This is a genomic window from Bacillus sp. BPN334, assembly GCF_008368885.1.
Taxonomy (GTDB): Bacteria; Bacillota; Bacilli; order Bacillales; family Bacillaceae_G; genus Bacillus_A; species Bacillus_A wiedmannii.
In genome coordinates this window covers 176,568-203,503 of sequence record NZ_QOZW01000001.1, presented here as the reverse complement: position 1 = coordinate 203,503, position 26,936 = coordinate 176,568, and the positions used below count along the sequence as shown (strand labels likewise).

The window sequence follows — 26,936 nt, the reverse complement described above, 5'->3', positions numbered from 1 at the left end:
TAATAGTTTTCTTGTAATTCGTGAGATTAATTGGTGTACATTCTGGGCAACGCTAAACTAAAAATAGTACATACGACTTAACAAGATCTGGTTACTAACCTATAAATATATTGTTTTTCATTTATTTAGTCTACTGTTAAGCAGCTTTATTGAAAGTCAGAAATTTAACCTTTATATATTCTACAAAAACTTATCGAATCCCTTTTTATTTCAAATTTATATTAATAGATCTGATATAGGAGGTAGATATTAAAATTGAAACCAGCTCCTAAAAATTCAACGTATAGTAGTTAAAATTTCATTGTGTTTGCAGCTAGTTTTAAAAAGTACCCACTTGGTTGTTGTCTGTATGTGAAAAAGTATCCACTTTAGTGTCTTTTTACACCTCTTAAATTATTCATTTGTACAAGGACAAGAAACTCCAAACTATTTAGACAAGAAAGTCTAAACTTTCGTTTTTAGATTATTGGATGGGACAAGAATCTAAAAACCTAAATTTTATAGATTTACAGAACTAACCCAATTTAATCTTGTGTAAGATGCTCTCATTCTTGTTAATTCATTAATGTTAATATAATGATTAAAATGGATTGCGGGAATTACATTATCTTGAAGGAAAACCTTTCCCCAACAATTCATATCTAATTCGAAAGGTCTATGTATTTATGAAGTTAAATGATACATAAAATGACAATTATTCATCTTTATCCCTTTTGTGTATATCACATTTAAATCAAGCGATATTTTTAATAACAGTAGATAAGAACCCTGCCTATCCTGTAGCGATACAAGAGTTGAAAGAAGAGAAACATATGCCTAAAGGAAAACAACTAAGGTAGTTAGATATCTCAATAATATAGCGGAACAAGATTATCGTTTTATCAAGAAACGTGTGCGTTCAATGTTGGGATTTAAGTCGTATAAAACAGCAACTTCTATATTAAGTAGTTTGGGAAGCCATGCATCAAATCTTCCCCTGTCGGGATAATAAAGGGTACTGATAATCCAGCCCTGATAAAAGGAACTATTTTGTTTTCACGATAAGCTTCTTTTAATTGCATCAAATTCCCCTCCATACAATCGCTCCTTTCTATATTCAATTCTAATTTTATTCTAAAAATATTTGCACCATTTTATTAATATATTTACATCTATTCTATCAATCAATACCATTTTCATCCATATAGTTTGATTTTTCTTATCAATCGCGCTGCTTTTATTTCGGGTTTATTTCCATTTCCTAAAAAACAGAAATCCACTTACTACATGCTTAAAAATGAATTTCTAAATTTAAAGTGTCAACTTAAAGAACTTGGTTTAGAAATTATAGAAAAAATACAGATGACTATAGGACATTGGATATCAATAACATTTATGAATATAAAGAGCTTATACCGTGAAATTCTGTATAACTAATAGACTTTCACGACATATCTACCTGTAGATTTAATATTAACCCTTTAATTTATGCACCTTTAAAATAACCTAATTTATTCTTTATCTTTTTGATTCTACTTTTCATTTTTCCACTTCTGAATTCGAGTTTTTCACCAATAGTGCTTTCAAAAGCTTTATAAAAAGCATTATTGGATAGCGCAATAAAAAGTAATATAAGATAAGTAACTTTTGTATTACCATCAACTGTAACAATTTTGAATCCCCGTGCTTTTAAAGTTGTTTCTCCTACCATTACTAGTGAAAATGCTCCTGAAATGTACGTAGCAAAAAAGTGAACCTGATAAAATCGTTTTAAAAATGTTTCTGAATCATAAATCCAAATATAAATATAGTATAATTGACAGTGCACTAGACATTATCAGCATACAAATAAATATCTCTATTGAATCTGGAGCCATAAACATTGTAAAGAATGGTTCTGTAAAATAAATAATTTGAACTCCGAACGTTACAGTACAAAAATACAAAATTGAATAATAACAAAAAACAACCATGATTAGTCATCTCCTAAAAAATAATATAATAACATTATGTTATACAAAATATAAGGTTTTGCAATGGTGACTACATCTACTTTTAAATAATAAATGCACGCATCCTTTTTTAATTATAAAATCTCAAATAAAAAAGGAATAGTGTTCCGCCCTCGGTTTGGCATATTTTTTTATATATACTTCACTAATGCTACTGGTTGAATTTTTCGCTTTTTTCAAAGCACCTCTTGTTATTAAAATACCTAAAAGTGATCCCAAAACTACTATAATAATTGCATAGATTAATTCTGTATCCTTTTCTGAAGTGTGCGGAATTTTCCCATTCCCTATGTCCTTTATAATATGCTATTTGGTTCCTCATTCTAGAAATATTTTTATGTTTTGCCACAAACTCTTTCAAATCTTTTTGAATAGAGTATAATATTTCATTGATTGTTTTTTCTGGATCAAATAGATTTCTAATAACCGCTTCAGATGCTTCTAATTCACAATACTTTGTGAGACTGTATTTAAACAAAATAGCGGAATCAATAAATTTTTTTGCTTCCAGTTGGAGAATCCACTGTGTAAGCCCATCATCAATAACCATAGACATTTTATTTACTGAAAATAGTAAGTTAGAGGTATTCGCATCTAGTAGCATGTTAAATAAATTTAGATAAAAACTACTATTTGCTTCTTTCATACTTGCAGCACCGAAATTGAAGTTTCCTTTTAGAATATCAATTCCTTTTAGTTCTTTCTCAACTTTATTTTTTTGTCCGTTTCTATAGTTTTCAACCAGTTCCAGATATTTTTTGTTAACATTTTCTAGAGAATTTTCTGGAATATAAAGTACATCAGCTACATAAGAACGCATTAAATCATCACCGAGATTTATTCTTCTATCGTCACGGTATGTATTTGGAATTCTGATTGTTTCTTGTGGTCCTTTTTCATCAATAAAGACTTGTCCCATTGTTAATCATCCTCTCTTCTACTTCGCCCACTTAATTTTTACTACTGCTTTACTGCATTGTAAATAGATAAATAGTACACTCTTAAATCAGTATTCAACGCTTTTTCTTAATGTTAGCATCTATAAATATATTATATATTTATAGATGTGTTTTGTATGGAGCTACTGTAAATTTTCGGGAGGTTTTCACGGGAGTAATCTATATAAAGAAAACCTTAACTCTAATTTTTATGATTATGCTTATAGTTCCCAAAAGATAAGGGAATCCGATTTTATGATTTTAAAAAAGAATGTTGTCCGTTATACCCCATGCCCATCAACTTAACATTTTGAAGTATCCCCCAAACGAAAAAATTGCACTGTTAAAGATAAATATAGAATTAGAATATAGGTTATCAAGAATTAATAATTAGTAAAGTAGAAGATTTTAATAAAAATTGGTAAAATAATAACCAAGTATTGAAATTAGAAATAGGACTGTGTTAAAAAAGGAGATTCTATACTATGGAGCAAATTATTTCAAACAATAAGAACGGATCTACAGAGATATATTATAAATTATTCTCTATGTTATCTTTGTTAACTTTTCATAAGATCACACCCATTGAAAAGAAAAAGAAAAGCCTTAAGCTTTCCCTAGAAAACGAATTGAAAAATTTAACAAAAAATAATCCTCATAAATTATAATACGGTTACCAAAGGTTAAACTCTATAAGAGAATTTATAGGATTTTATTAAACCAATATAATCTCATATTAATTTGACCTTAAAAACGCTATCCTTTTTGTAGAAATATATAGAAAGGGTGGCGTTTTTTATGAATCTTTCGATTCAAGGTGAACTACAGTTATTTGCTGAAGAGTTGCATCAATATCTTACTCCTTCATTTTTAGAGAGTCTTGCTAGGGAATTATATTTTGTACAACGAAAGCGTAAATTTTCAGGTCATGATTTAGCTATTATCTGTGTCTGGGTTAGTCAACGTGTTGCAAGTGATTCATTAGTTCGGCTGTGTAGTCAACTTCATGCTGTTACAGGAACTCTTATGAGTCCAGAAGGACTCAATAAACGTTTCAATAAGAAGGCGGTTTGCTTTTTAAAGCATATTTTCTCCATATTATTAAAAAATAAAATTTGTGAAACTTCATTGATTCCAAGCTCTTCAACCACCTATTTTCAACGGATTCGTATTTTAGATGCAACGATTTTTCAAGTACCAAAATATTTAGCTAATGTATATCCTGGGTCAGGTGGTTGTGCACAAACAGCGGGTATAAAGATTCAATTAGAATATGATTTACATAGCGGACAGTTTTTAAATTTTCAAGTTGAACTGGGGAAGAACAATGATAAGACCTTTGGAACAGAATGTTTAGAGACATTACGACCTGGCGATTTATGTATTCGAGATTTAGGCTATTATTCACTGGATGACTTAAATCAAATGGACCAACGTGGCGTGTATTATATATCGCGGCTTAAACTAAATAATATGGTATATATTAAAAATGAGTTTCCTGAATACTTTCGAAATGGGACAGTAAAAAAACAATCTCAATACATCAAAGTTGATTTAGAACACATTATGAATACGTTAAAACCAGGACAGGTCCATGAAATAACAGAAGCTTATATTGGAAAGGATAAAAAACTATTTACACGAGTTATTATATATAGATTAACTGAAAAACAACTTCGAGAACGTAAGAAAAAACAAGTGTATACGGAAAGTAAAAAGGGGATTACGTACTCAGAGAAAAGTAAACGCTTAGCTGGTATAAACATTTATGTTACCAATACACCTTTGGAATGGGTTCCCATGGAACAAATACATGATTTTTATTCTCTTCGCTGGCAGATTGAAATTATCTTTAAAACTTGGAAATCCTTATTTCAAATTCATGATTGGCAAAATATCAAACGAGAGCGATTAGAATTCCACATTTATGGAAAACTCATCGCTATTTTTCTATGTTCTTCTACTATGTTTAAGATGCGACAATTAATTTTACAAAAGAAGAAAAGAGAATTAAGTGAATATAAAGCCATTGGAATGATTCAAGACCACCTACACATTCTTTATCAAGCTATACAGCAAAACACCCGAGAAATAACAAGGATTCTAATCCGCTTGTTCCATCTTCTACAGAAGAATGGACGAAAATCTCACAAATATGAGAAGAAAACTGTCTTTGATATTCTGGGTGTTGTCTATGAGTATGATGGATTGAGAAAACAAAAGAAGATTGCATAATAAAAAAAGCGAAACCCGTTAGGATTTATTTGTTATACGCATTTTTAAGAATATACTTCTATTTTAAGAATGTTTTGACCTGGCTGAATGAAGGTTCAGTTTTTTTCGCCCTTAAGTTGATGGGCATGCTGTTATACCCCTATAACGCTGACTTTATTATTATACTAATGTATATAACGGAAATCAATATTATAGTAATAGGTAGATTCCCCCTGCTCCACTTCATTTTAATACATATAATATCATAAAAATAATATCTAAAAATATACGGTTTTAAAGTTTTAATTATTATATACTTATACAAGTGATTTAGCCTTTTTTTTAGAGTTGAAATTACGTTATATATAAGGAGTGGTTTTAATGAAGAACAAATTTACGCGTATAATCATGTTAATGGTGGTAATGGCTTTATCAGTTACAGCACTTGCAGCATGTGGAAATAATCGTGATCCCGAAGAAGTTGCTACAGCGTATTTCGAAGATGCAAAAGAAGGAAATGTAAAAGATTTTGGGGAGTTATTCACTCCTGAAGCAAAGAAAATTGTTGCTTTTGTAGGCGGAAATGCAGACCTAATGAAATCAGTTAGCAAAGATCTTAAAAGCTATAAAATTCGAAAAGTTGAAGAGAAAAATGAAATTGCTACAGTAACTGTTGATGCTGTATATAAAGGTAATCCTAAAAAAGTAATCGTAATTGAACTAGAGAAAACGGATGATGGGTGGAAAATTAGTAAATCATAAAAAAAATGGTCTAGAATTCTAGGCCGTTTTTTATTACCCTCAAATTTCTTCGAAATCACGTAGACTAGCAAGCAATTCTGTAAATGTTGAGCAAATAGGATAGATTGCATCCTCTATGTCTTCTTCTTCATGATCTCAGAATACGATTGTTGGTGAATCAATATTGTTTTGATAATAAAAGCATAGAAGATTGCCAAATGGTCTCTAGCTTTCGGATTTTTTACGGTTTTAGCAGCTTGTTTTAATTGTTCTGGTGTTACCTTTATTTGTGTGCTCATGCCATCCCTTCTTTTTTATAAAGATTAAAGTAAACAAATCATGCTTCGAATTGAATTTTAAGTTTAAATTTTCTTTTTATTTATAGTATAATGAAACAAAGAGACATGTCTCCTTTAGGCTATTTACGTATGAGAACCCCCAATATTTTTTGGGGTTCTCATACGTAGATGCTTTAAATAGAAGCATGATCAGCTTGTTTTATTGACCAAAAAAATTATATATGGTATGTTTACTGTAGATTATATATATTGGATACATTTCCGATATATATTAAGTATAGTACTTAACTGAATTGCATAAACTAAAAAAGACGAGATGCTGTCAACATCCCGTCTCATAACTGCTACTGTCAAGGTGGTTGTTATTATGCATTATCTTTTTTTAGACCCACGCTTGTGCTTGCGGCGAAGAGTGGGTTTTTTGTTGCCTTTTTTTTCGAATTGCTTTTTCAGTGCGTATGCCGAAGCCTCACGCACAACTGCTCTAGCAATTTCTTTTAAAAGTTCAAACAAAAATTCCATGTTATATCACCCCCTTTCCTTCCAAATGGAAAGAAGGGATAATAACAAGCCCACCTTCACACGATATACAGTTATACTTATATTTTACCATACTTTAACACTCTAAAATAGGCAGTCCGTCCGATTTTAGATTATTCATAATCTTTCAGTTTAGGAGTTTCATAAGATTTTAGTTTACTATAATATAAATATGTATACTGTATTTCTTGATATCTTCATAATTAACCTTAGTTCGATAGACTATTTTTTGATGTACGCTGCCTTTTACCGTATTAAGTATTCGGCGATTTCTGTTTGCCCAAATTCTATAGCATATTCATAGGCATTCATGTTTTTAATATTCTCTCCAGTATATCTAATCGAAATATCGATACCCTTTTCAACCAGAAACTCAGCTATATTTTTATAGCCGCCATAAATAGCTCCAAATAAAGGATTTCTTTTTGCTAAACTTACATCTAATCCTGCACCAGCCTTTACTAAATACTTTACTATATCCAAATAGCCAGATCCTGCTGCCAAGTTTTATGCAGATGAATCAAATGTACCTCCCCTAGTATCAATGTCTATACCTTACCGGACTAGAAATTTAACAATATCCAGGTTTCCTTTTTTCGCAGCTATGTGTAACCATGTTCCAAATGAAGTCTTTGTATTTATAAGTTTAGTATCATTACCTATTAATTGTTTTACTTTATTAATATCGCCAATTTTAATAGCATTTCTTATTTCTCTATTTACAATTTTTTATCCAAAATAGCCTCTCTTTACATTCATTTATCATCTATTACTCAATTTTCTAAATCTGATGCACCTTTTCCTTTTTATGTAAATAAAAAGGAAAAGGTGCATACAAAAAAATGACCTTTGAGATCCGTTTATAAACCACTTCGATAATTTAGGTAATACAATAAGGTTTGGTAATGAAAAAACTCCTTATAAACAAAAATAGACCTATTAAAACGGCTTCTCCATTTTCAAGGTCTATTTTTGTTAGAGATTTTATTCTTCTATGTCATCTTTTACTTCAGTGGATAAAATGTCTTCAGCAAACTTCTTGTAGCCATTATATCCTTTCTTTGCAGCCTTTTTCTTTATTGCTTCTACTACCTTTTCATCAAGATAGAGACTTAAATGCTGCTTTTTTGCTTTCGGCTCCTCTTTTGATCTATTTTCAATTCGTTCTTTGAAAATTTCCAAATCCTTTTTTAAGTACAATCGTTCAGTGGATTTCCCTTTAGCAATTTCTTTAAATGGCAATATCCCATCTTTAGCTGCATTATGAACGTATGTCTTAGATTTGTTTAGAAATTTAGCAGCTTCTTTTAATGTTAAACGACCTTTGTATAATTCCTCTAGCTTTTTTACATCTTTTTGCTCAAAGCGATATCCGCCATCTGCTTTCCAGGTAGCGAGGTTGATAGGTTCGATGTGTTTATACTTAATTAAATAGCCTAATTGACTATTTGTTAAACCTACCCTGTCGCATACCTCTTCTAAAGATAAATAGTCCATATCTCACCTCATCCGAAACTTTCATTCTAGCTGTTGTTTACATTTTCTTAGTTGATACTTTGTTAAACCTGTTTCTTTTACTACATCTGTGATTGAGTACTCCTTATACTGCAGATACTTGAATGGATTTTCCATATAACGTTCACGTACCTTATTAAATGTACTCTTTTTCGATAAAGAATTCAATTGCTCTCCTTTCTCTCGGATGGAATCGAAAATGGGACAACCTTTGCAATGTTTGTAGTTTCTTTGTTTTGTCTGTTCTTGCTCATGTGTACAATTCATTGATAGGTTGTTCAGAGGGCAAGTTGAACAATGGGTATATTCTAAATTATAGATTTCATGTAAAATTTTCCGACGAATATTACTCAAAAATGTCTCCTCCTATCGCGCTTGGAAAGAAATGTACAAAAAAACAGGTTAAACATTTCTATTATATAATAGTTAAATAGAAATGTTAAATATTAAATCTAAAATAATTATTTAATCAGTTCTATTTATATCACGATAAATTGATAATTTATTGTGGTATAATTAGAATCATAAAAATTTATATAAAAATATTTATTTAATATTTCATTCCATAAAAGGTTGTGTTTAGATTTGAATATTATAAATTACGAACATAATAACCAAATTGTAAAATCAAAATCAGATTTTTTTGATAGCAGTCATTTTGAAAAACTTATGGGTTTGGGTATCCGTAATATTGACTATTCTCAATTAAGTGAAGAATCATTAGTTTATTTATTTTTACACGACGAGCCTTCTTTAACGAAAAAAAGAAGTGAGCGAACAAAACAACAGTATCTGCACGATCTTTCTCATTTTCTTCGTTATATAAAAGAAACAATCGGAACCATCCAGGAGTTATCCCATAATGAGATGGAAATCTACTTCTATGAATTAAGTAAGAAATATGCTGCGACTACATTACGTAAAAAGAAAACAGTAGTTCAGCAGTTTTTAAAATATGTGCATGATAACACCGGACTCTCAGACAACTTTAGTAGTCGCCTTAAAAAAGTATCCGTAAAAAAAGAAGAGCTAGTCAATCGTGACCTTTATCCAGAAGAAGTTACCCAGATATTAGATGAACTGAAAAAATCCAACTATTTTGTTTACACTGCATTTTTTTTGTTAACTACAACAGGACTACGAATCGAAGAAATTGCAACTGCAAAATGGGCAGATTTGGTCTTTCATTCATCTTTAAGTGCCTATCTACTTCGTGTTGTTGGTAAAGGGAATAAAAGTAGAGAAGTTCGCATCTTTGAAGATACATTGGATGCTTTATGCCATGTTCGAAGTTTACGTAAACAAACGACGGAACTGGATGCATCTAGTTCATCAGCTTTTCTCCCTAAAGCTGATGGATCAAATTATCGAGCGGACTATCTCTCTTCTCTTTTGGCAAAAAAAATAGAAGAAATAAATTTAGATTTTCTGCGCTACCGACAGGATAGAATTACTCCTCACACTTGTAGGCATTTCATGGCTAATTACTTAATGGAAAAAGGTGTTGAACTAAAAAAAATAAGGGACTATTTAGGGCATGAATCTATCATGACTACGGAACGTTATTTAAGAGAGCGTACAAGACGTCAAAACTTGGCCACAATAAATATAGGAAATTCATTATTTTAGTAAGTATATATAATAGGAAGATTCTCGATTTTTATAATCAGTTTCTTTCTATTTTTTTGTATTTTCCTGAGAAAATAGCATATTAAACCACTAAAACAGACTCATTATTACAAATATATATTATTTTTGACTTATTATACGTCAATATGATACAATGTATCCTTTTTGCTTTAAACTATCCTTATAAATTAAGAAGGATAAGGTGATGATATGTCTCATCTAAGCAAACGACTTGCTGAGTTACGGAAAAAGCAGGGATATACTCAATTTGATGTAGCATATCGCCTAAATATCGCTCGTACTACCTATGCAAATTGGGAGTACGGAAAAGCTGATCCCGATGCAGATTCTATTATGAATCTTGCTGAAATATATAATGTCTCCATAGATGAACTATTTGGGCGAAATGCACCCCTCGAAAGTAAATTGGAACTAATTAAAGTAGCAATATCCGATCTGCCTCTACAAAAACAGCAAGAAGTGTTAGAGGTTCTTATTGATTACACCTATTTCATAAAAAAGCATTTTTCCAAATGAATGTAAAATTATTTTTCAGTAAATTTTATATGATACGTGAGTTAAATGCACTTGTGTAGTATTAACTTGTAAAAAGGGCTACATATTTTCAATGCCCCGCCCTCGCGGAATAATCTTTGGAAACCCTTGTGTTATCAGTAGATTTGATAACACAAGGGTTTTTGCAACTTTACTAACAATATAGTTTAAAATTTTGATTTCGTATTAGCTATCAGTTTGTGAATGATTCACAAACTTTTCCTGTATTTCGAATTTGATATTTAGGAAATATCCCTAGAAACAACGAATGCGATTGCCTCCTATGAGACAATCGCATTCTAATTATTTAAAGGTTACCCGATTCCGCCACCAGGATCTCCCATTCTAGCTAATAATTGTTCTGAATCTTTTTTTACTAAATTGTTTGGTTGCTCTTTACTACCAGCAGCAGTGTAAATAATTCCAGCTGCCAAAACGATACTTGTTAATACAAATAATCTTTTTTTCATATAGCACCACCCTCATAAATTATACCATTTCCATTAAATTCTACCACTATTTTTTTAGGGAATTTACTGTAGAACCTATTACCAGCACACTCAAATAACTCAATTGATTTTTCGATTAAAGAAATATCATTCTTCGCTATTCCTAAATAGCAATATTGCATTGGTGTTAGAATGTCATTTTTCTTTTCTAAATCATTTAGGATTTCAACCGCATTTTTGTAATTTCCTTTAATAATTTCGAAAAATGCTTTTTCTGCAGGATGATATATCTCTATATTTTTCAATTCTTGCTTATTAACCAACTTAATAAACGCAAACGTATTTAAAATTAATTCTTTTCTTTGTAATTCTCTTTCAAAATTGCATGATCCAAGCTGTTCCAAAGCTTTATTTATATACTTAGATGCACTATCATAGCATTCAAAAGTATAAGATTCCGCTAAATATACAAATGCAGATGCCCTTAAAAGATTAAAACAACTCTCAGGATCTTCTAACTCTAAAATCTCATGACATGTACTTCGTAAGTTTACAAGTTTATCCTGAACCAAATATGCAAAAGACAAACATTCTTTAATTCTGCCGAAATAAGCAGCTTTTATAAAACTATCAGATACTTTTTCGATTTTTGGTAATAACACTTCAGCATACTCAGATAAGGAATTATACGTCTCTAAATCACACATCGTATAACAGGTTAATATTCCATATAAAATCTTCATCTCGTTTGTTTTGATTACCTTTTTACCCTTACGATTCTCAAGAGTATCTAATAATTCTTGTTTTGCAATTACACCACTGCTACGCTGCCACACTAATTCATATACATAAGCCCATTCTCGATTCATTGCTAGAGATGAACTTTTTTCTTGGTCAACTATTAGTTTAAGCAGCGCCAAATCACCTTTTATATTTGCGTATTCCATTGCAATCCTCAAATTTTTCTTGCTTGTTGTGACAGAACAGAAGGTGTGTAACATCTTTCTTTGCTTATTAATATCACCCTCATATAATATCTTAAATAATTTAATTAAATTCCAAAATCCAAATTGATTTTTTCCTGTTAAATTCTTCGAAAGCGTTCCTGAAGAAATGCCAATTATTTTAGCGATATCCTCTTGATTTTTCCTTTGGAAATCAATCTCATCAATAATTTTACTCAAGAATTGGTTTAATGTTTGTGTTGAAATTTTTTCTTCTCTCTTAAGTGTTTCATTCATAATATTTTCCCTTCTAAAAAAAACAAGAATTCCCCAATATCCCTCAGTACATTTGTAAAACTCGATATCATCATATCCGATTCTAATATAACTATATCGAAAAATATGTCGTTTTTTGTCGATATAACAAGAAAATTAAATATGTAATTATGCATAATAGGTAAAAAAGGAATCGAATATATCGACTCCTTTTTTACCTATTTCTTAACTTCAGCCCATTTATAGTTGAATTCCCCACCAAAATCATTCGTTACAATTCCTTTAATGAAAGAACGTTGTAAGTATGATCTACCTGGTTGATAAAATGGTGCGACTGCTCCATCTTCTAATAATATTTTTTCTGCTTGTTTCATTGCTTCCCAACGAGCATTTTCATCCCCAGCAAAATCTTTTTTCACTTGATGAATTAGTTTATCATATTCCAGATTTGAATACTTATCAAAGTTATAGCTGCTATCTGTCGTGAATAAATCTAAAAATGTGATTGGATCAGGAATATCAGGTGCCCAAACATCAACACCTAAATCATAATCACTATTCAGCAGCAATTGAATTTGTTGTTTACGTGGCTGCGGTTTAACATGCACCGTTAGCCCCTCTAAATTCTTTTCTAGTTCACCTTTTACATACTCCGCATTTTTCTTAGCTATTGCATTATCGCTTGTTAGCAATTCTAGTGTTACTTGTTTTTTCCCAAGTTCTTGTCTTGCCTTCTTCCAGTTTTCCATGGCTGCCTTCACATCATCTTTTACCAATGCTCCATTCTCTTTTCGGAAATCTTTTCCGTCCGGTCCTTTAGCAAAATTAATTGGTATAAAACCATCCGCAGGCAGAGAACCATTGTTTAACACTGTATCTACAAAGGCTTTCTTGTTCATTGCATGATTAATCGCTAAGCGAGCATTTTTATTTTTTAATACTTCATTCTTTTGATTCATACGTAAAAACTGCATAGTTACTTCAGAGCGCTCTTTGAAATCAGGATTATTTCTATATTTATCTACAAACTCACCTGTTAGGCCTACACGATCAATTTGACCTGATTCATATAGATTTATTTCTGTTGATTTATCTTTCACGACATCAAAGTTAATCTCGTCTAACTTAACTGCTTTAGCATCCCAATAATTTGAATTCTTTTTCAGTTGAAAACCTTGTTCATGCTTCCAATTATCTAACGTAAACGCTCCGTTATAAACCAATTGATTTGCTTCTAAGCCATACTGCTTTCCTTGTGATTCAAAATACTTTTCGTTAATAGGTGAAAATGTTGCGAACGTTGTCAAATCGATGAAATAAGGGATAGGCTGCTCTAATTGAACCTCTAATGTTTTATCATCTATTGCTTTTACTCCTAGCTGATCTATAGGTAGCTCTTTACTATTAATTCTCTTTGCATTCTTTATATCAAAGAATAGAAACGCATATTCTGCCGCTGTATTAGGATTCACAGCACGTTTCCAAGAAAATACGAAGTCTGCAGCTGTTACAGGCGTTCCGTTTGACCATTTCGATTCTCTCAAATGAAACGTGTACGTTTTTTTATCTTCACTTACGTCATAAGATTGTGCCACTCCAGGAATTAATTTATTGTCTCCTCCTAGTGTATACAGCCCTTCAAACACATTACGCATTACATTCATTGACTCACTATCAGTTGCCTTTGTTACATCCATTGTTGGGATTTCCGCTATATACGGTAAATTAATGGATTGTTTTGTTTCATTCTTGTCAGTTGCCTTTGCTGTATTTTTAGTCTCTTTTTCTCCACTACAAGCAGTTAATAGAAAACTAGTACATAAAACAGAAGCAACAACCGATGTAACCTTTTTAAACATCTTACCTTCTTCCTCTCTACATGTATGGTTTATATAATTAAATTATCTGTATATGGGATTTTACAGAATATCAGAAGAGAGTTTTCATTCTCTAAACGTATTTCAGCTTCTATTCTCATATATGTAGCATCTAAATAATAAACCCCTTATTACTTTAATACTAAAAACGTAGCACTCTGGAGATTATTGTGTCAATCACTAAAATATAATTTAAATATGTTATATGAAATTATATTGATAAAACAGACAAAATTATTCCTAGCAAACACAAATACCCCAGTTATATACAACTATACATTAACTATTATATTTGAATACCTGAATTTATTTCTTATTTATTGTTACTTATTTGTATTTTCTTTAATTTAGGTGTTTCAGACCAAACTACCTTATGTGACATGAATAATACGAAGGAAAAATAAACTACATATCCAAAAGAGAAGATCATGTAATTAAAAAATGTTCCTCCAATATCATCTGGGGAAATATTTAAAAGAAATCTAAAAGGAACATTATTAGGATGGGGTAGCGTCAGGAAAATGCGGATTTACAACGTTAAGGAATTTTCAATATTAAAAACCCTAATTTCTCAATATTAAATAAAAAATTAGGCTTCTTAATTGCTCCGTTAAAGCTTCCGATTGTTGAACAAACATTCTTTCATCACAGAAATGATTACATTTTTAGTTACTTATTTCTAGTCATTAGATTTTAGATATAAAATACTCTGCTTCACATTAATGAAGTGAAAGAATTGAAGATTTTATTATTTCCAAGGGGAATCCCACTGCCGATAATGAAGAGTTGTTTTACCTTTGTAAAAGCATATCGACGTGAGGAATATTATCTTCTAAATATGTTTCGGATATAGCTTGAAAACCAAAGGAACTGTAGAATTTTTTTAAATAATCTTGGGCTTGAATTTTAACAGTTGTTTCTTTTAATTCGTTTTGAATAAAATCTAGCCCTTTTTTTATAAGTTCCTCTGCAATTCTTTGGCCCCTGTATTCTTTCTTTACAAAGACTCTTCCAATAGATATCTCTTGATAGGTAACACCTGCAGGAACAATCCTTAAATAGGCAATGATTTCTCCATTGTCTTCTTTAAAAAGATGATAAGAAAAAGAATCATTACCATCAACTTCTAGATAAGGGCAATTTTGTTCAACCACAAAAACGGAGGTTCTTTCTTTTAAAAGATTGTATAGCTCAGTATTTGTTAACTCGTCAAATTTTTTTAATTTCCAACTCATTAAATTTCACCTCTTGTTTTTTGTTGCATTTGCAATAAATAAAATGCATGTATTAAATCTAACCTAACTTTATTGCATTTGCAACAAAAATAATGATGAAGTGTTTTAGCTCCCTTTTATATAATCAATAATTTCTTTTGTTTCCTTTTTTAACAAATTCCCAATCAACTTCTACATTTTTTCTCAGTTTTTGAAGAAGATTAAAAATAATCTCTACTTCCAGTTCAGAAAATCCCTCTAATGCAACCTTATTGGAATGATCATTTTCTCTTTTTATAAAAGGATAAACATTTTTGCCTTTCACTGTTGGAAAAAGCTTTTTAATTTTTTGGTTATGTTCATCATCTTTCTTATCAACAAATCCATTTATTTCTAGTTTTTTTATAGCACGTGCTGCTGTTGTTCGGTCAACTTTTATCATCTCAGCTACCTTTTCTTGAATGATTCCTGGATTTTCACATATTCGGACAAGGTACAAATATTGCCCTTTTGTAAGGTCAAATTCTTTAAATTCAATATTACTTATCGAATCCAAAGCCCTCGCAATCATTCCAATTTCACGAAGAATTTCTTTCATAATTAACTCCCTTAATAGATATTTTTTGTTGCAAATACAATGAAAAGTCTATATATTAAACGTAACTTATTTTCGTTGTATTTGCAACAAATGATAAAGAGGGTGGGTAAAGTGCAATATGTTTTTTATGTAGTAGGAATTTTAATATTAACCCTTGGTATTTCTTTTACAATACAATCAGATCTTGGAACTTCACCTTTTGATGCACTTTTGGTGGGACTATCCCAAAACGTGGGGCTAACGGTAGGGAGTTGGGAAATCATTCTAGCTTTCCTATTGATTGGTTGTAATTCATGTTTAAAAAGACAAAGACCTGAAGTTTCGGGGGTGTTAACAGCCTTTATAACAGGTATTGGTATTGATATGTGGCTGTTCTTATTGAACAATTTGATATCACCTGAACTATGGTATGGGAAAATTGTTTGTTTTGGAACCGGTTTAGTTATTATAGGATTAGGAACGGCAACCTATTTACACACAAACTTTGCACCGATTCCGGTTGATCGTTTAGCGTTAATCATACAAGAATTAACTAGAACCAATATATTTTTTTCACGAACATTGATTTACCTTGTATTCTTGATATTAGCATTGATTTTAAATGGACCCATCGGTATTGGAACTTTATTAACCGTTTGTTTAGGGGGGCTGATATTGAACTACTTTATGCCAGTGACTGAAAAAGTATTAGACCGTGTATTTGCACACTCTAGTACAACATCACATTCTGATACAGATAAAAACCATTCAAAATAGGATGGTTTTTGTGGTTCTTATTTCATGAAGGAGCAAGTTAGTGCAGCAAGAACGACTATATTTATAACCGGTTCCTTAACGTACAGGGAATCGGTTAATTTGTGTCTAAATTGTGTCTAAACGTAAAGCTTTGGTGATCCCATGCCCATCAACTTAAAAATTTTATAACACCCCAAAACGAGAAAATTGAACATTTTCACCTGGAGATGCCAATTTTCTCGTTTTGGGGGTATTTGCTTTTCTTAGCTTGATAGGGATGTGGCGGTACCCCAATATAGACTTTTTTGAGCTCCTCAAACAGTTTTTCGTCTTTACCTTCAGCGTTGTCAAGGAAATTCAAAACTAAACTATTAATAAAAAATTCATTACTGTACCATGTTTCTCTTCCTAATCCAGAATTCGTCGCGTCACCAAAATCTTCTTGCAATTTCAACATTTTTACTGCACTAGGACTAGGTTTTTTTTCTGCCACATATCCATCCCAATCTTCCTTTACTCCTATGTTTCTATCTAAAAATCTATCTTTAGCAGATATTTTCTTTTCCATAATAACCAACCTTTCAACTGTAATTTTTGATATTCACCACCTGAAATTTCTTGTGAGAATATACGTTCTAATTTTATCACAACCTCATATAATAGTATAAGTTTTCTGAAAAATACTATAGTGGTAAATGAGGTCATAGAGAGAACTAAAAAAACAAGTACAACACTATTTAATTTAGTGATGTACTTGTTTAATTTTACATAGTAATGTCTTTATATATATATGAATAGATATTATTAGGTTAAATAAAATCTTTAATGTAATTAGCTATGTTACTAGAAAACAGTGCCATAACTGTAACGACTATATACATAGCAAATAACGATTTTGCTTTTTTTCTCTCATCTGCTTGTTCTTTTTGAAGAGTGATATAGTAAAGAGATGTCAATAGAGTTCCAATAAAGACAAATATCAGGATTATTCTTTGGAGTATGACAGCTTGTTCTTCAGCTATTTGCATAAGAGTTTCAACGTCAGCTTTTAATAATATGTTCAGTCCAACCATTAAATATAAAACTAGTAAGGCTAATTTAAGAAAAGTTACTTTTTTCATTTTCATAGTGTTCCTCTCTCTTAAATTTGATTGTTAAATACTTTTTATATGGTTTATTGCTGAATAGAATAACCTTACTTCACTAAGTACTGCTGAATTTCCTTTATTAAGAGTTCTGCCCCTTCAGGACTAAGAATAATTTGTCCATTAGCTAATGACATGTTTTTTTCTGAAATATCACCAGTGATTGCACATGCATCATATGACTTGTATTTTTGTAATATTATTCTTTCACCTTCTACAAATATTTCTAAAGGTTCTTTTTCTACAATTCCTAATGTTCTTCTTAACTCTTTTGGTATAACTATACGCCCTAATTCATCTATTTTACGTGTAACACCTGTTGATTTCATTTTATACCATCCTTTTATTTGTTTTTTATATCGTTCAATTCTTTTAATAAATCTTCATGTTTCTCACATAATCTATATACATCTAATAATAATTGCCTACCATTTATTGCTCCCCATTGATTAGATATGTTAACACCATGCAAATATTTGATTAAATCTGGATTCAATACGGCATTTTTTATTTCATCTATACTCATTTTCATTTCTTCTTTAGGCATTTGCTCTCTCCCCTTCGATCTATCTATCACATATGGACAGACGGACTAAATGATGTGTGTTTTGTATCATTTGCATTTAATACTACAATTTTATCGATAAGATCAATTGCTTTATCCAATGAAATGTTTTTTTCATAACATTTATAGCCTAGTTCTAATGTTAAAAGTGTAGCTTCACTTAATAGAGATTGTTTTTGAATCTCCTCAATTTCTTTTCCTGTTGTACGAAGATTAATATACTGTTCTATCGACATATTTTTATGCTCCTCTCGCTACAATTAGATATCTAAATTACTATTATCATCTTTTATTTCGTTTTCTCTCTCTTTAGCTTCTAACATAAAGTTAGCATAAATCATTATCTTTTCTAATCCATCTTTCGTCGCATTATAATCTGTGATATATCGTTCTTTTCTTCCTGGACTCATATATTTGTTTTTTTTCATTTCGTTTATTGTCTCTATATTCAAGATTTTCCCCTTGCCTTTTAACTCATGCAAGAGTTTTAAATTAATAGCTAGACCTATACTCCAAAGAATCAACCCGATAACGAAAGAAAGTAATAGATGTACTGAAAGAGAATTATCAATGATCATGAAATAGAGAAAATAGATAATTGAGATTGTCCACAAAAATGGATTGTAGTACTTTTGTATTTTTTTATATTTTTTTATTTTTATTTCGTGTTGCTTTTTTCTCTTTTCAAGAGACTCTAACATGTAAAAGCTCCTTTTAATTAGTTAACTAAGCTTTTTTCAATCCTTAAGTATAAACATTACATTTTCATTCTGTTTCTATAATATTAATTGTGATTATCCTGCTCAGAATTACCTTCTTAGTTTATTGTAGATGCGATTTGCTTAAATTCCTTAAAACCTACAACCCTATCATTTGGATCATATGAGTAAGCTAATTTATAAATCCCTGTATTCGTTGTTACCTTGTAATATTCCGTTTTTGACACTGGTTCTATTAAAATGTCTGTAATAGGTAATTTGAGCTTCTCTGTTAGCAGTTCCTCTTGTTTCTTTTCGTTGTAGGCTATCCTTTCATTTTTTTGTTTAACCGTTTGATCCTCTTCGATTGTTTTGAAGTACATGCCTACACCTAATCCTATAATACTTACTATCATTACAACTGCTCCGGTTATTTTTACAACATTTGAAGGAGCAGTGCCGATTATAATAAACGAGAACACAAATAGAACAATTAATAAAGTCATTATGTATGGTAAAGCTTCCAAATTATCCTAAATCCTTTCGAAAACAAGTTTTTTTATTACATAACTCTTACCTAATATTAAATCTTTCTAGATACCACCTTTTATACTGTTATTTTTGATTAGAGATTGTTACAAATTTAGCAAAAAGACTATTCGCAAATTCATGGAAAAAATAGATTGCGCCATAAGCTAATACTAGGACACCTATCGAAACACAAATTAATACAATTTGTCCTTTCCAATTGTATTCGCCTATCTCTCTAAATTTAAAAGATATGGCTAGTACAAGCGGACTTATAAAAAGTAATGGTATAGTGAACTTATTTAAGGGCATACTACCTCCAATAACGCTTCCTAAAAGTAATCCGCAAATTAAAGTTGCTAATATCATTGGTTGTTTAGTACTCATAATATTTCGTCCTTTCATTTAATTAAAAATAGATTATAGTGTATAAATTTATTACTTTCAAAAGTAAATAACTGAAGAAATCCCCTATATTAATGCGTTAGGATTGGAGTGATTTTTTCGATTATCATATTATTATCCATATCACGTGTGAAAATCACTTTATATACTCCTCTTTCACTGGTTACCTTTGTATAATCCTCATAATCTTCGACTAATAATTTATCACTAGTCGTTCCCAGTTCTGTTTCTAATAGACTGCTTTTATCATTTATTTGTTTTTGTTCAAGGTCCCTTAACTTTAGAGCAACTTGTGTAAGATTATGATCCGCTTCTTTACCAAAGTTATATAAAAATAGAGAGAGAGTCCCTACCGTTACTATTATACATACTGTGGGTATATAATTTTCGTGAACAGAACTCAAATCGTAATTTAAACAGAATAATAAGACTATCCCTGCAGTTATTACAATTGAAATTACTAGTATTGCTAGTGTTTGCATAATACATTACCTTTCCATAGCTATTTTATTAGGTAAAACAACAACATAATTCGATTCAATAACAGATAAACTGTAAGTAGAAAAACTAAAACAAGAATTTTAAATAGAATTAACTTCTTTAATCTTTTCCATCATCATTATTGCTTGTAATAGATGAAAACAATGCAACATCTATCGTCTTCTTATTACTACTAGAATACCCTCTATATGTTGGTTTACCAAAAAACATTCGTCTCATTAATATCAAAGTAATTAGTAATGTAGATACACAACCCACTATCCATAAACAAGACCAAAATAAATTAATCAAATCATTAAAATTATTCATTTAAATCCCTCCAAATTAGTTAATTTATGCTTATACTCTACTTGCTTTAAAAATGGCTAGCAGCAGGCAGAATCCTAACAAGCATAAAATCATTACATTCAATGAGGTCCCTGTGTACTGATTAATTGTTTCAGTCAAATTATTATAAGCAGGTTCAAACTTATCTTGAAAAACGAGTATAATGCCCGAACTGATTAAACCTATAATTGCTCCACTTAATCTTATTATGTCTTGGGCATAAAACTGTTTAGTTTTTAACCAAAGAGCACTAATAATTGCTAGGATAGCTATGAAAAAAATAAACATGATAAGTGCAAACATCCCCATTGTGGTAACACCTCCTTTGTATAATCATATATTATTAACTACATTAAAACTTTATATAATGATTATATAATTAATAAAGTAATTAAACAACAATAAACTTCATGAAGTTTATTGTTGTTTAATTAAATTGATAGAAACTCAATAGTAATGCTATTATATAAATATTAAAAAGTTAAAGGGTGTTCAATATGACTAAAAAGAAACAGTATAAAGTTGTTAATAGAAAACAATTTTCTACAACATTAGCCAATGATTTGAATGAAAAATTAGAAAAACTTAAAGAAGATACAAATATACCTAAAACAAGATTATTAGATCAGGCAGTTTCACTGCTACTACTCTTTCAGTCTAATTCTACTAATGCTTTCATTAGTGAAATGAATGAATTAAAAGAGAAAAGAGGTTTTAATAGTAGTGAAATGACAGACTATATTTTAAATAGTCTTACGAAGGAATAACATTGTTTTAGATAGGCAACTAGGAAACAATTTATGTAGATGTTACTAATTGCATCAAAAGTATAAGCACGTTATAATAGTCACCTGATTACATATAATGAGGTGTAGAAAATGAATAAGACAGAATTAACAAAAGTAGTAGCAGAAAAAGCAGAACTTACACAAAAAGATGCAGCTGTAGCAACACAGGCTGTATTAGATACAATAACAAATGCGCTAGCAAATGAAGAAAAAGTACAGATTCTTGGATTCGGTACTTTTGAAGTACGTGAAAGATCTGCACGTACAGGACGTAACCCACAAACAGGTGAAGAGATGCAAATTGCCGCTTCAAAAGTACCTGCTTTTAAGGCTGGAAAAGAATTAAAAGAGGCAGTAAAATAATTATATACAGTGAAAAGGGAGTGATATTCGTATCACTCCCTTTTTCTTTAGGAACATCTTATACTTGCTTCTCATATCTGGTTGCTCTCTTCTTTATGGAGTCCTGATTTCAAAAAACGGATATTATAACGCTAAGTAAATCTAAACATAAACAATTGAATTCTTGTACGCTAAGAATCCAATTTTTCAGATTAGCGTGCAATACACTTATTTTTTCTTTATACTTGATAATAGGGCAAATATAATATTTCAGGGGGAATTATATGATTAATATTATTGGGATGGTTGGTATTATTGGAATGATTTTTATTATTCTAATGGTTGCTATCGTCAAAACTATTAAAGATGGAAAAAAAAGAAGATAATAATAACGAACAATAATTAAAAAGACTTAAACTTAATTAGTCTAAGTCTTTTTAATTATTGTTTGCGATTACGATACGGAATGAACCAAATGCTTGTTGACTTGGATAATTATCTTTACTAACTTTATAGGGAAATGGTAAAGCAACCAATTGGAAATTACTTTCTTGGTCTACTGTAGGTAATTTAAAATTAAAAATTTGTCTTGTTTCAGGAGCGACAGTAGTATAAGCGACTTTCTTATTATCTAATATTTCAATTTGTTCCCAATCTTTAAAAGCCACAATAGCATAATTTATTTCTTCTTTGGATTCATTACCATTTGATACAGTGAGTTCTTTTCCTTCACTTTCAGAAAAAACAGCTTTGAGTTTTTCTGCGTTTTTAGTAACAAATAGCGGTTCATAGAGATTATCTTTTAAAACAGTTTTTGGCTGTATAGGTTGTACTGGATCGGTGTTTGTTTTTTCTTCTTCTTTATGGTTACTGTTAACTGGATACCTCATACTTAAAACTTCTTCTAATATGGCCGCTTTATTTAAGTCATTATCTTTTAACTTATATTCCGGCTTTTTTACAATTAAAAAGGTTAATTCTTTTGCATTAGGAGAAATATCTAAAGAAATTTTAGTTTTTATTGAACTATTTGGTTTCATATCAAAAGAGTAATTTGATAGTTCATTCGTATTCTCTTCTATTCTAAAGTTTTTTTGCTGGTAATCCTCTAAGACAATTAATCCATACTTTCGATCTTCATCAACATTATGCATGAATGATAAAGTTACGTTTACATTATTATTTTCGCTAACAATTTCACTTCCATTGTCAATATGTTGACCACTGTTATCTTTTAGACCATAGGAAATAGTATTAGTCTGCTGTTCTCTCTGTTTCTTTTCATTTATATGATTTTTAGAAGGTGTAGGAGATGCAGTTGGACTTTGTTTAAAAGAATTGTTGAATAAGAAATAGATTGTAGCTAATAAAACAAGAATAACGCTGATAATTATGTAAAATTTTTTCATAAATACCCTCTCTACATCGTTATATTATAATAAAAAAGATATGCAAAAAGCATATCTTTTTAGTTCTTACCAGTAAGCTTTTGTTTCGTGATTCACTTCATTATAGCCGCTCAATTTATAAGTATGATTTCCAATTGCATAATCATCGCCATAGTAAATGCTTGAATTTGCTGCTGTCGCACTTACAAAAGATGATTTATTTGCACTGTTGGATTTTGAATTAATTAAAGAACCATCGCCGTTAAAAGTTCTTGCTCTTGCATAAATATAGTCTTCTGTTGTAGATGAATTAGATTTAGAAACTGCATAAGGATTTCCCAAAAACGGTGTATAGACGGTTGTGTTAGAAGTGTTAGTCGGTTTAGCTGCAAGAGCTAGACCAGGAACGTTAGATGTTTTTTCTGTTTGAACCACATCAAAATCAACTACAACTGGTTGCTTGTCCGCTTTATCTACTTCTGCTGCACTTGCGTTACTAGTAAAACCAAAACCTAAAACTGATAGACCTAAAGTTGCTACTGCTAAAGATTTTTTGATTTTCACTAATTTCCCCACCTTTTATAATTTTGAGAGTTTAAACTCAATTAATACAATATATGAAAATTCAAAAATAGCAACCATATTTTGTAAGGAAAATAGAAATATTTTACTTTTTATAAACATTCCCATTTAGAAGTCTATAAAATGGGGATATATGTAGTAATGGAACCAAATCACGCAATAAATGCTAGCGGACATTCTTTAAGGGGTATTTCGTATATTAGTTGGACTAAAATAGCTAGTTTTATTGACTTTAAGTTTTGAACAAAAATCGTACCTTTAAACATTCAAAAAGATTAGCGCTACACCTACATTATCGTACTATTTTTCTTAAAATATCATTTCAATACATCATGAAAATTCACTAACCTTATTCAAGAAGGAATTAGTTACAAAAATCATGGTTTTTATAAAACATCCTGTTTTGGTGTATGATCTCACAGGTTTACTTTGTTGTTTACAGTAAAAACACTTTAACTATGAACAAATTGAATCCCCTTATTTCTTTTTGGATGTTTTTATATAAAGAATTTGGTACGTGAAATTATTAATACACCCGTTAATTTTATTGTTCTTTCCCTAAAATTTATATAGTTCTTTATAAGAATTATATGTTATAATGTGATTAGAAAATTTTTTACCATTGTTTATACTCTATTGTACGTAGCGTGAAGGACAAACCTTACGCCCAGTTAACTCGGGCGAGGTTTGTCCTTTTTTTATTTTAAGGAGGAATTTACCATGAAAAAAATCTATAAAATTGGAGCAATTGTCTCTACATTATGCCTTGCGGGTATAGTTATCTTTACTCTGACTAAAAATGAATCTATTAATCCAGAGAATGTAACACGAAATCAAACCGTGGTATCAGCTGCAGAAACAAAAAGATCGCCCAAAAATATTAAAGATATTTCAAAAGAGGAATTAAAACAAAAAATACAATCTCATGAAGAGTTTATTGCGTATTACTATCAACCAACCTGTCATTATTGTAAAAAGGCTGCACCAAATATCAATAGTATGTCAAAAAAGCATAATAGAACCATCTATCGCATTGATATATCTACACCAGAAAATCAAAGTGCCTTTCAAGAATTCGACATTCCTGGTACTCCTGTTGTTGTCTCTTATAACAGAGGTGAAGAAGTTGAACGCCTCGAAGGAGCAGTGTCAGCCGCTACATATGACGGATTCTTTGCGAGACGTAATTCGAGCGCTAGTTAATATAGTGCTCGTTTTTCTTTTTAAGAAAGGAGAATTTACATGCAACAATACGCCCGCATTTATTCTTTAGACATAATAAGGGGTATAGCCATACTATGTATCCTATTTGCTAATCTACCTACTATGACGGGACTAGATCCCTTTAACCAGACCGGTTACTCCGGTACAGATAAAGTAATTCGTTTTTTAATAGATTTGTTTATACAAGCAAAATTCTATACTATTTTTGCATTCTTATTTGGGGTAGGTTTTTATATTTTTATAAAAAACGCGGAAGCAAAAGGATATTCTATTTATAAGCTGTTTAGCCGTAGATTGTGCATTTTGCTACTCTTTGGTTTACTCCACTTTATCTTTCTATGGTATGGAGATATTCTACACGCATATGCCTTAGCTGGTTTTATCCTATTGTTCTTTTATAAGCGATCTACAAAGCTTATTTTTATAGTTGGCTGCATCTCTCTACTTGTTAGCTATACACTACATGCTATTTTATTTATACAAGCAAGTTCTTCTATTTCTGCAGTACCAAATCACTATCAATATATGTTTACAGGCAATACTACCAATCAAACGGTAAATCTATTTACACATTATTCACATCAAGTAAAAGCCCGTCTGTTCTTTCTAATGACCGAGGAATTCCAACAACTACTAATAGGAATTCCGGAATATATAGGCTTATTTTTAATCGGTTTATGGGCTGGTAAGAAAGATATTTTTAAGAGGGTACCGCAATTAATAAAGGAAATTAGATTTTTACAGTGGAGTTCGTTATGCATTTCATGTGTTCTCTCTTGCCCTATTATCTACTATTTTATAAAAACGGATGTCTATTACTCTCAGGATATTAAACTATGGATTCTATTTGGAGGGAAAACGCTAGCTATATTCTATATTTGTACTCTACTTAAGGTTTGTGAGAATAAAAAATATATAGAGTGGCTGCAACCCTTTATGAACGTAGGCAAGTATGCTTTAACAAATTACATTAGCCAAAGTATACTAACTCTTGTCATTCTTTCGTTGTACTTTAAAGATGTCTCACAGGTATATTACTGGCAACTATGTATCTTCGGGATTTTAATTATCTTTGTGCAAATTATATTCAGCAAAATTTGGAGTAAATATTTCCGCTATGGTCCCATCGAATGGATATGGAGAAAAGGAATTTACAAAAAATAACCTATTTTTCACTAGTTTTATGCAATTGACTGAAAAAAATGATAAAATATCATATGAAAGATTAAAGATATATTTGTGATTGTAAAATGATGTTATTAAAATTAAAGTGGTTCAAGTCAGAGGAAGGCACCTTAGGTGTCTTTTCTTTATTAAAATATGTATTTTCACAAACCTTTACTACCTATGTATTAGATAATAATATTATTTAGTAAAAGGCATTTTTGGAGATAAGAGCCAATAAAAAAAGCCCTAACAGGGCTAAATAATTTTCTTCATACCACATTGACGACATTCTCTTAGAAAGATGAAATCTTTAACGGAACTTTTGAACGCGGTATTGCCACAGTTATCACAACGACCGCTAATTTTATTATCAAGACCTAAATCTAAAAAACACTTAAAATATCACGCTCCTAACATATTATATATGACTAACATGTTAGGAGCGTTTATTTTTGGTAATGAGTTTTGAAACTGAATTTAAATAGTATTTTTCTCTATCTGGATAGAAATAAGTAAAGTACAATAAACGGTCGTTTGTGGGGCTGGTTTTTGAATTGATTTTATAGTATTACTGAAGTTATTTCTTATATTTTTGTTCCGCAATCGGGCCAGATTATGAAGTAACAAAGAGAATATTTATAGTTTGATTCAACTAAAAAATGAGAAAAAGAGTTGCTTGAGGCAACCCTTTTTTATAGATCATAGTGGCACAAGATTTTAAGTCGTACCCCGTTATTTTTTATAGATGGTGTATGATCTTT

General features: G+C 30.6%; 32 protein-coding genes and 4 pseudogenes. 11 read left to right on the top strand and 25 right to left on the bottom strand.

What is annotated here, in order from left to right:
* Positions 1 to 746: 746 nt before the first annotated feature.
* A pseudogene (locus DN393_RS01065) lies at positions 747 to 1,001 on the top strand (DDE-type integrase/transposase/recombinase); the annotation flags it as partial.
* 464 nt (positions 1,002 to 1,465) lie between these two features.
* On the opposite strand, the gene DN393_RS31850 reads toward DN393_RS01065, so the two are convergent.
* On the bottom strand, positions 1,466 to 1,690 hold the full coding sequence (locus DN393_RS31850) for a hypothetical protein (RefSeq protein ID WP_255449635.1): 225 nt from the start codon (positions 1,688 to 1,690) through the stop codon (positions 1,466 to 1,468).
* Between the two features lie 452 nt (positions 1,691 to 2,142).
* Complete coding sequence (locus DN393_RS01055; protein ID WP_255449634.1) at positions 2,143 to 2,910, bottom strand: hypothetical protein; 768 nt, start codon at positions 2,908 to 2,910, stop codon at positions 2,143 to 2,145.
* Positions 2,911 to 3,414: 504 nt separating this feature from the next.
* Between DN393_RS01055 and DN393_RS01050 the strand changes: the two genes are divergently transcribed.
* The 3 genes from DN393_RS01050 to DN393_RS01040 all read left to right on the top strand — a co-directional run bounded on the left by DN393_RS01050 (position 3,415) and on the right by DN393_RS01040 (position 5,905).
* The gene (locus tag DN393_RS01050; protein WP_149173249.1) at positions 3,415 to 3,597 is read left to right on the top strand and encodes a hypothetical protein; all 183 of its coding nucleotides are present in this window, start codon (positions 3,415 to 3,417) and stop codon (positions 3,595 to 3,597) included.
* Positions 3,598 to 3,727: 130 nt separating this feature from the next.
* Entirely contained in the window at positions 3,728 to 5,164 is a 1,437-nt protein-coding gene (locus DN393_RS01045; RefSeq protein WP_149173248.1) for an IS4 family transposase, read from the top strand.
* Between the two features lie 360 nt (positions 5,165 to 5,524).
* Entirely contained in the window at positions 5,525 to 5,905 is a 381-nt protein-coding gene (locus DN393_RS01040; protein WP_149173247.1) for a DUF4878 domain-containing protein, read from the top strand.
* A gap of 39 nt (positions 5,906 to 5,944) precedes the next feature.
* On the opposite strand, the pseudogene DN393_RS01035 reads toward DN393_RS01040, so the two are convergent.
* From DN393_RS01035 to DN393_RS01015, 5 genes and pseudogenes are all read right to left on the bottom strand, one after another.
* Positions 5,945 to 6,106 (bottom strand): annotated as a pseudogene (locus tag DN393_RS01035) (SMI1/KNR4 family protein); the annotation flags it as partial.
* 449 nt (positions 6,107 to 6,555) lie between these two features.
* Entirely contained in the window at positions 6,556 to 6,705 is a 150-nt protein-coding gene (locus tag DN393_RS31330) for a hypothetical protein (RefSeq protein ID WP_179958492.1), read from the bottom strand.
* A gap of 264 nt (positions 6,706 to 6,969) precedes the next feature.
* A pseudogene (locus DN393_RS01025) lies at positions 6,970 to 7,449 on the bottom strand (ankyrin repeat domain-containing protein).
* A gap of 258 nt (positions 7,450 to 7,707) precedes the next feature.
* Entirely contained in the window at positions 7,708 to 8,220 is a 513-nt protein-coding gene (locus tag DN393_RS01020) for a helix-turn-helix domain-containing protein (protein WP_149173246.1), read from the bottom strand.
* A 21-nt stretch (positions 8,221 to 8,241) separates the two neighbouring features.
* The gene (locus tag DN393_RS01015; RefSeq protein ID WP_149173245.1) at positions 8,242 to 8,592 is read right to left on the bottom strand and encodes a zinc-finger domain-containing protein; all 351 of its coding nucleotides are present in this window, start codon (positions 8,590 to 8,592) and stop codon (positions 8,242 to 8,244) included.
* Between the two features lie 231 nt (positions 8,593 to 8,823).
* On the opposite strand from DN393_RS01015, the gene DN393_RS01010 reads away from it, so the two are divergent.
* Positions 8,824 to 9,867: a tyrosine-type recombinase/integrase gene (locus DN393_RS01010; RefSeq protein ID WP_149173244.1), complete on the top strand. Its 1,044-nt coding sequence runs from the start codon at positions 8,824 to 8,826 to the stop codon at positions 9,865 to 9,867.
* A gap of 210 nt (positions 9,868 to 10,077) precedes the next feature.
* Positions 10,078 to 10,404, top strand: a complete 327-nt coding sequence (locus DN393_RS01005) for a helix-turn-helix domain-containing protein (RefSeq protein ID WP_149173243.1) — start codon at positions 10,078 to 10,080, stop codon at positions 10,402 to 10,404.
* Positions 10,405 to 10,736: 332 nt separating this feature from the next.
* On the opposite strand, the gene DN393_RS31325 is transcribed toward DN393_RS01005, so the two are convergent.
* The 5 genes from DN393_RS31325 to DN393_RS00980 form a co-directional block, all read right to left on the bottom strand.
* Positions 10,737 to 10,892, bottom strand: coding sequence for a hypothetical protein (locus tag DN393_RS31325; protein ID WP_179958491.1), 156 nt, complete (start codon positions 10,890 to 10,892; stop codon positions 10,737 to 10,739).
* The gene (locus DN393_RS01000) at positions 10,889 to 12,112 is read right to left on the bottom strand and encodes an AimR family lysis-lysogeny pheromone receptor (RefSeq protein ID WP_149173242.1); all 1,224 of its coding nucleotides are present in this window, start codon (positions 12,110 to 12,112) and stop codon (positions 10,889 to 10,891) included. The genes DN393_RS31325 and DN393_RS01000 overlap by 4 nt, the downstream gene beginning before the upstream one ends.
* Positions 12,113 to 12,309: 197 nt before the next feature.
* Positions 12,310 to 13,950: a peptide ABC transporter substrate-binding protein gene (locus DN393_RS00995; RefSeq protein ID WP_149173241.1), complete on the bottom strand. Its 1,641-nt coding sequence runs from the start codon at positions 13,948 to 13,950 to the stop codon at positions 12,310 to 12,312.
* An 809-nt stretch (positions 13,951 to 14,759) separates the two neighbouring features.
* Entirely contained in the window at positions 14,760 to 15,203 is a 444-nt protein-coding gene (locus DN393_RS00985; RefSeq protein WP_137057030.1) for a GNAT family N-acetyltransferase, read from the bottom strand.
* Between the two features lie 124 nt (positions 15,204 to 15,327).
* Complete coding sequence (locus DN393_RS00980) at positions 15,328 to 15,780, bottom strand: MarR family winged helix-turn-helix transcriptional regulator (RefSeq protein ID WP_046199418.1); 453 nt, start codon at positions 15,778 to 15,780, stop codon at positions 15,328 to 15,330.
* A 111-nt stretch (positions 15,781 to 15,891) separates the two neighbouring features.
* Between DN393_RS00980 and DN393_RS00975 the strand changes: the two genes are divergently transcribed.
* Positions 15,892 to 16,536 (top strand): YczE/YyaS/YitT family protein, encoded by a 645-nt coding sequence (locus DN393_RS00975; RefSeq protein ID WP_149173260.1) that lies wholly within the window; start codon positions 15,892 to 15,894, stop codon positions 16,534 to 16,536.
* Positions 16,537 to 16,732: 196 nt separating this feature from the next.
* Here the strand turns inward: DN393_RS00975 and DN393_RS00970 are convergent, their stop codons facing one another.
* The 10 genes from DN393_RS00970 to DN393_RS00920 form a co-directional block, all read right to left on the bottom strand.
* Positions 16,733 to 17,083 (bottom strand): hypothetical protein, encoded by a 351-nt coding sequence (locus tag DN393_RS00970; RefSeq protein ID WP_149173240.1) that lies wholly within the window; start codon positions 17,081 to 17,083, stop codon positions 16,733 to 16,735.
* A 241-nt stretch (positions 17,084 to 17,324) separates the two neighbouring features.
* Entirely contained in the window at positions 17,325 to 17,642 is a 318-nt protein-coding gene (locus DN393_RS00965; RefSeq protein ID WP_255449632.1) for a hypothetical protein, read from the bottom strand.
* 68 nt (positions 17,643 to 17,710) lie between these two features.
* A complete protein-coding gene (locus DN393_RS00960; protein WP_149173239.1) occupies positions 17,711 to 17,989 on the bottom strand; it encodes an AbrB/MazE/SpoVT family DNA-binding domain-containing protein in 279 nt (92 codons plus the stop codon).
* Positions 17,990 to 18,003: 14 nt separating this feature from the next.
* Positions 18,004 to 18,207 carry a hypothetical protein gene (locus DN393_RS00955; RefSeq protein WP_149173238.1) on the bottom strand — a complete coding sequence of 68 codons (204 nt, stop codon included), beginning with the start codon at positions 18,205 to 18,207 and terminating at the stop codon, positions 18,004 to 18,006.
* Positions 18,208 to 18,233: 26 nt separating this feature from the next.
* Positions 18,234 to 18,461, bottom strand: a complete 228-nt coding sequence (locus DN393_RS00950) for a hypothetical protein (protein ID WP_149173237.1) — start codon at positions 18,459 to 18,461, stop codon at positions 18,234 to 18,236.
* Positions 18,462 to 18,485: 24 nt separating this feature from the next.
* Positions 18,486 to 18,926 carry a hypothetical protein gene (locus DN393_RS00945; RefSeq protein WP_149173236.1) on the bottom strand — a complete coding sequence of 147 codons (441 nt, stop codon included), beginning with the start codon at positions 18,924 to 18,926 and terminating at the stop codon, positions 18,486 to 18,488.
* Positions 18,927 to 19,042: 116 nt separating this feature from the next.
* The gene (locus DN393_RS00940; RefSeq protein ID WP_370458079.1) at positions 19,043 to 19,429 is read right to left on the bottom strand and encodes a hypothetical protein; all 387 of its coding nucleotides are present in this window, start codon (positions 19,427 to 19,429) and stop codon (positions 19,043 to 19,045) included.
* Between the two features lie 109 nt (positions 19,430 to 19,538).
* Positions 19,539 to 19,838, bottom strand: coding sequence for a hypothetical protein (locus tag DN393_RS00935; RefSeq protein ID WP_149173234.1), 300 nt, complete (start codon positions 19,836 to 19,838; stop codon positions 19,539 to 19,541).
* Positions 19,839 to 19,927: 89 nt separating this feature from the next.
* A complete protein-coding gene (locus DN393_RS00930; RefSeq protein WP_149173233.1) occupies positions 19,928 to 20,338 on the bottom strand; it encodes a hypothetical protein in 411 nt (136 codons plus the stop codon).
* A gap of 358 nt (positions 20,339 to 20,696) precedes the next feature.
* Positions 20,697 to 20,993, bottom strand: coding sequence for a hypothetical protein (locus tag DN393_RS00920; RefSeq protein ID WP_149173231.1), 297 nt, complete (start codon positions 20,991 to 20,993; stop codon positions 20,697 to 20,699).
* Positions 20,994 to 21,181: 188 nt separating this feature from the next.
* Here DN393_RS00920 and DN393_RS00915 point away from each other — a divergent pair, with 188 nt between their 5' ends.
* Positions 21,182 to 21,451 carry a ribbon-helix-helix domain-containing protein gene (locus tag DN393_RS00915; protein ID WP_149173230.1) on the top strand — a complete coding sequence of 90 codons (270 nt, stop codon included), beginning with the start codon at positions 21,182 to 21,184 and terminating at the stop codon, positions 21,449 to 21,451.
* Between the two features lie 111 nt (positions 21,452 to 21,562).
* A complete protein-coding gene (locus DN393_RS00910; RefSeq protein WP_149173229.1) occupies positions 21,563 to 21,835 on the top strand; it encodes an HU family DNA-binding protein in 273 nt (90 codons plus the stop codon).
* 416 nt (positions 21,836 to 22,251) lie between these two features.
* Here the strand turns inward: DN393_RS00910 and DN393_RS00905 are convergent, their stop codons facing one another.
* Both DN393_RS00905 and DN393_RS00900 read right to left on the bottom strand, forming a co-directional pair.
* A complete protein-coding gene (locus tag DN393_RS00905) occupies positions 22,252 to 23,223 on the bottom strand; it encodes a hypothetical protein (protein ID WP_149173228.1) in 972 nt (323 codons plus the stop codon).
* 66 nt (positions 23,224 to 23,289) lie between these two features.
* Positions 23,290 to 23,766, bottom strand: a complete 477-nt coding sequence (locus DN393_RS00900; RefSeq protein WP_149173258.1) for a XoxI protein — start codon at positions 23,764 to 23,766, stop codon at positions 23,290 to 23,292.
* A gap of 738 nt (positions 23,767 to 24,504) precedes the next feature.
* Between DN393_RS00900 and DN393_RS00895 the strand changes: the two genes are divergently transcribed.
* The gene (locus DN393_RS00895; RefSeq protein ID WP_149173227.1) at positions 24,505 to 24,987 is read left to right on the top strand and encodes a thioredoxin family protein; all 483 of its coding nucleotides are present in this window, start codon (positions 24,505 to 24,507) and stop codon (positions 24,985 to 24,987) included.
* Positions 24,988 to 25,026: 39 nt separating this feature from the next.
* Positions 25,027 to 26,172, top strand: a complete 1,146-nt coding sequence (locus DN393_RS00890) for a DUF418 domain-containing protein (RefSeq protein WP_149173226.1) — start codon at positions 25,027 to 25,029, stop codon at positions 26,170 to 26,172.
* 258 nt (positions 26,173 to 26,430) lie between these two features.
* Here the strand turns inward: DN393_RS00890 and DN393_RS31845 are convergent.
* Positions 26,431 to 26,532, bottom strand: a pseudogene (locus DN393_RS31845) (DUF8096 family protein); the annotation flags it as partial.
* Between the last annotated feature and the right edge of the window lie 404 nt (positions 26,533 to 26,936).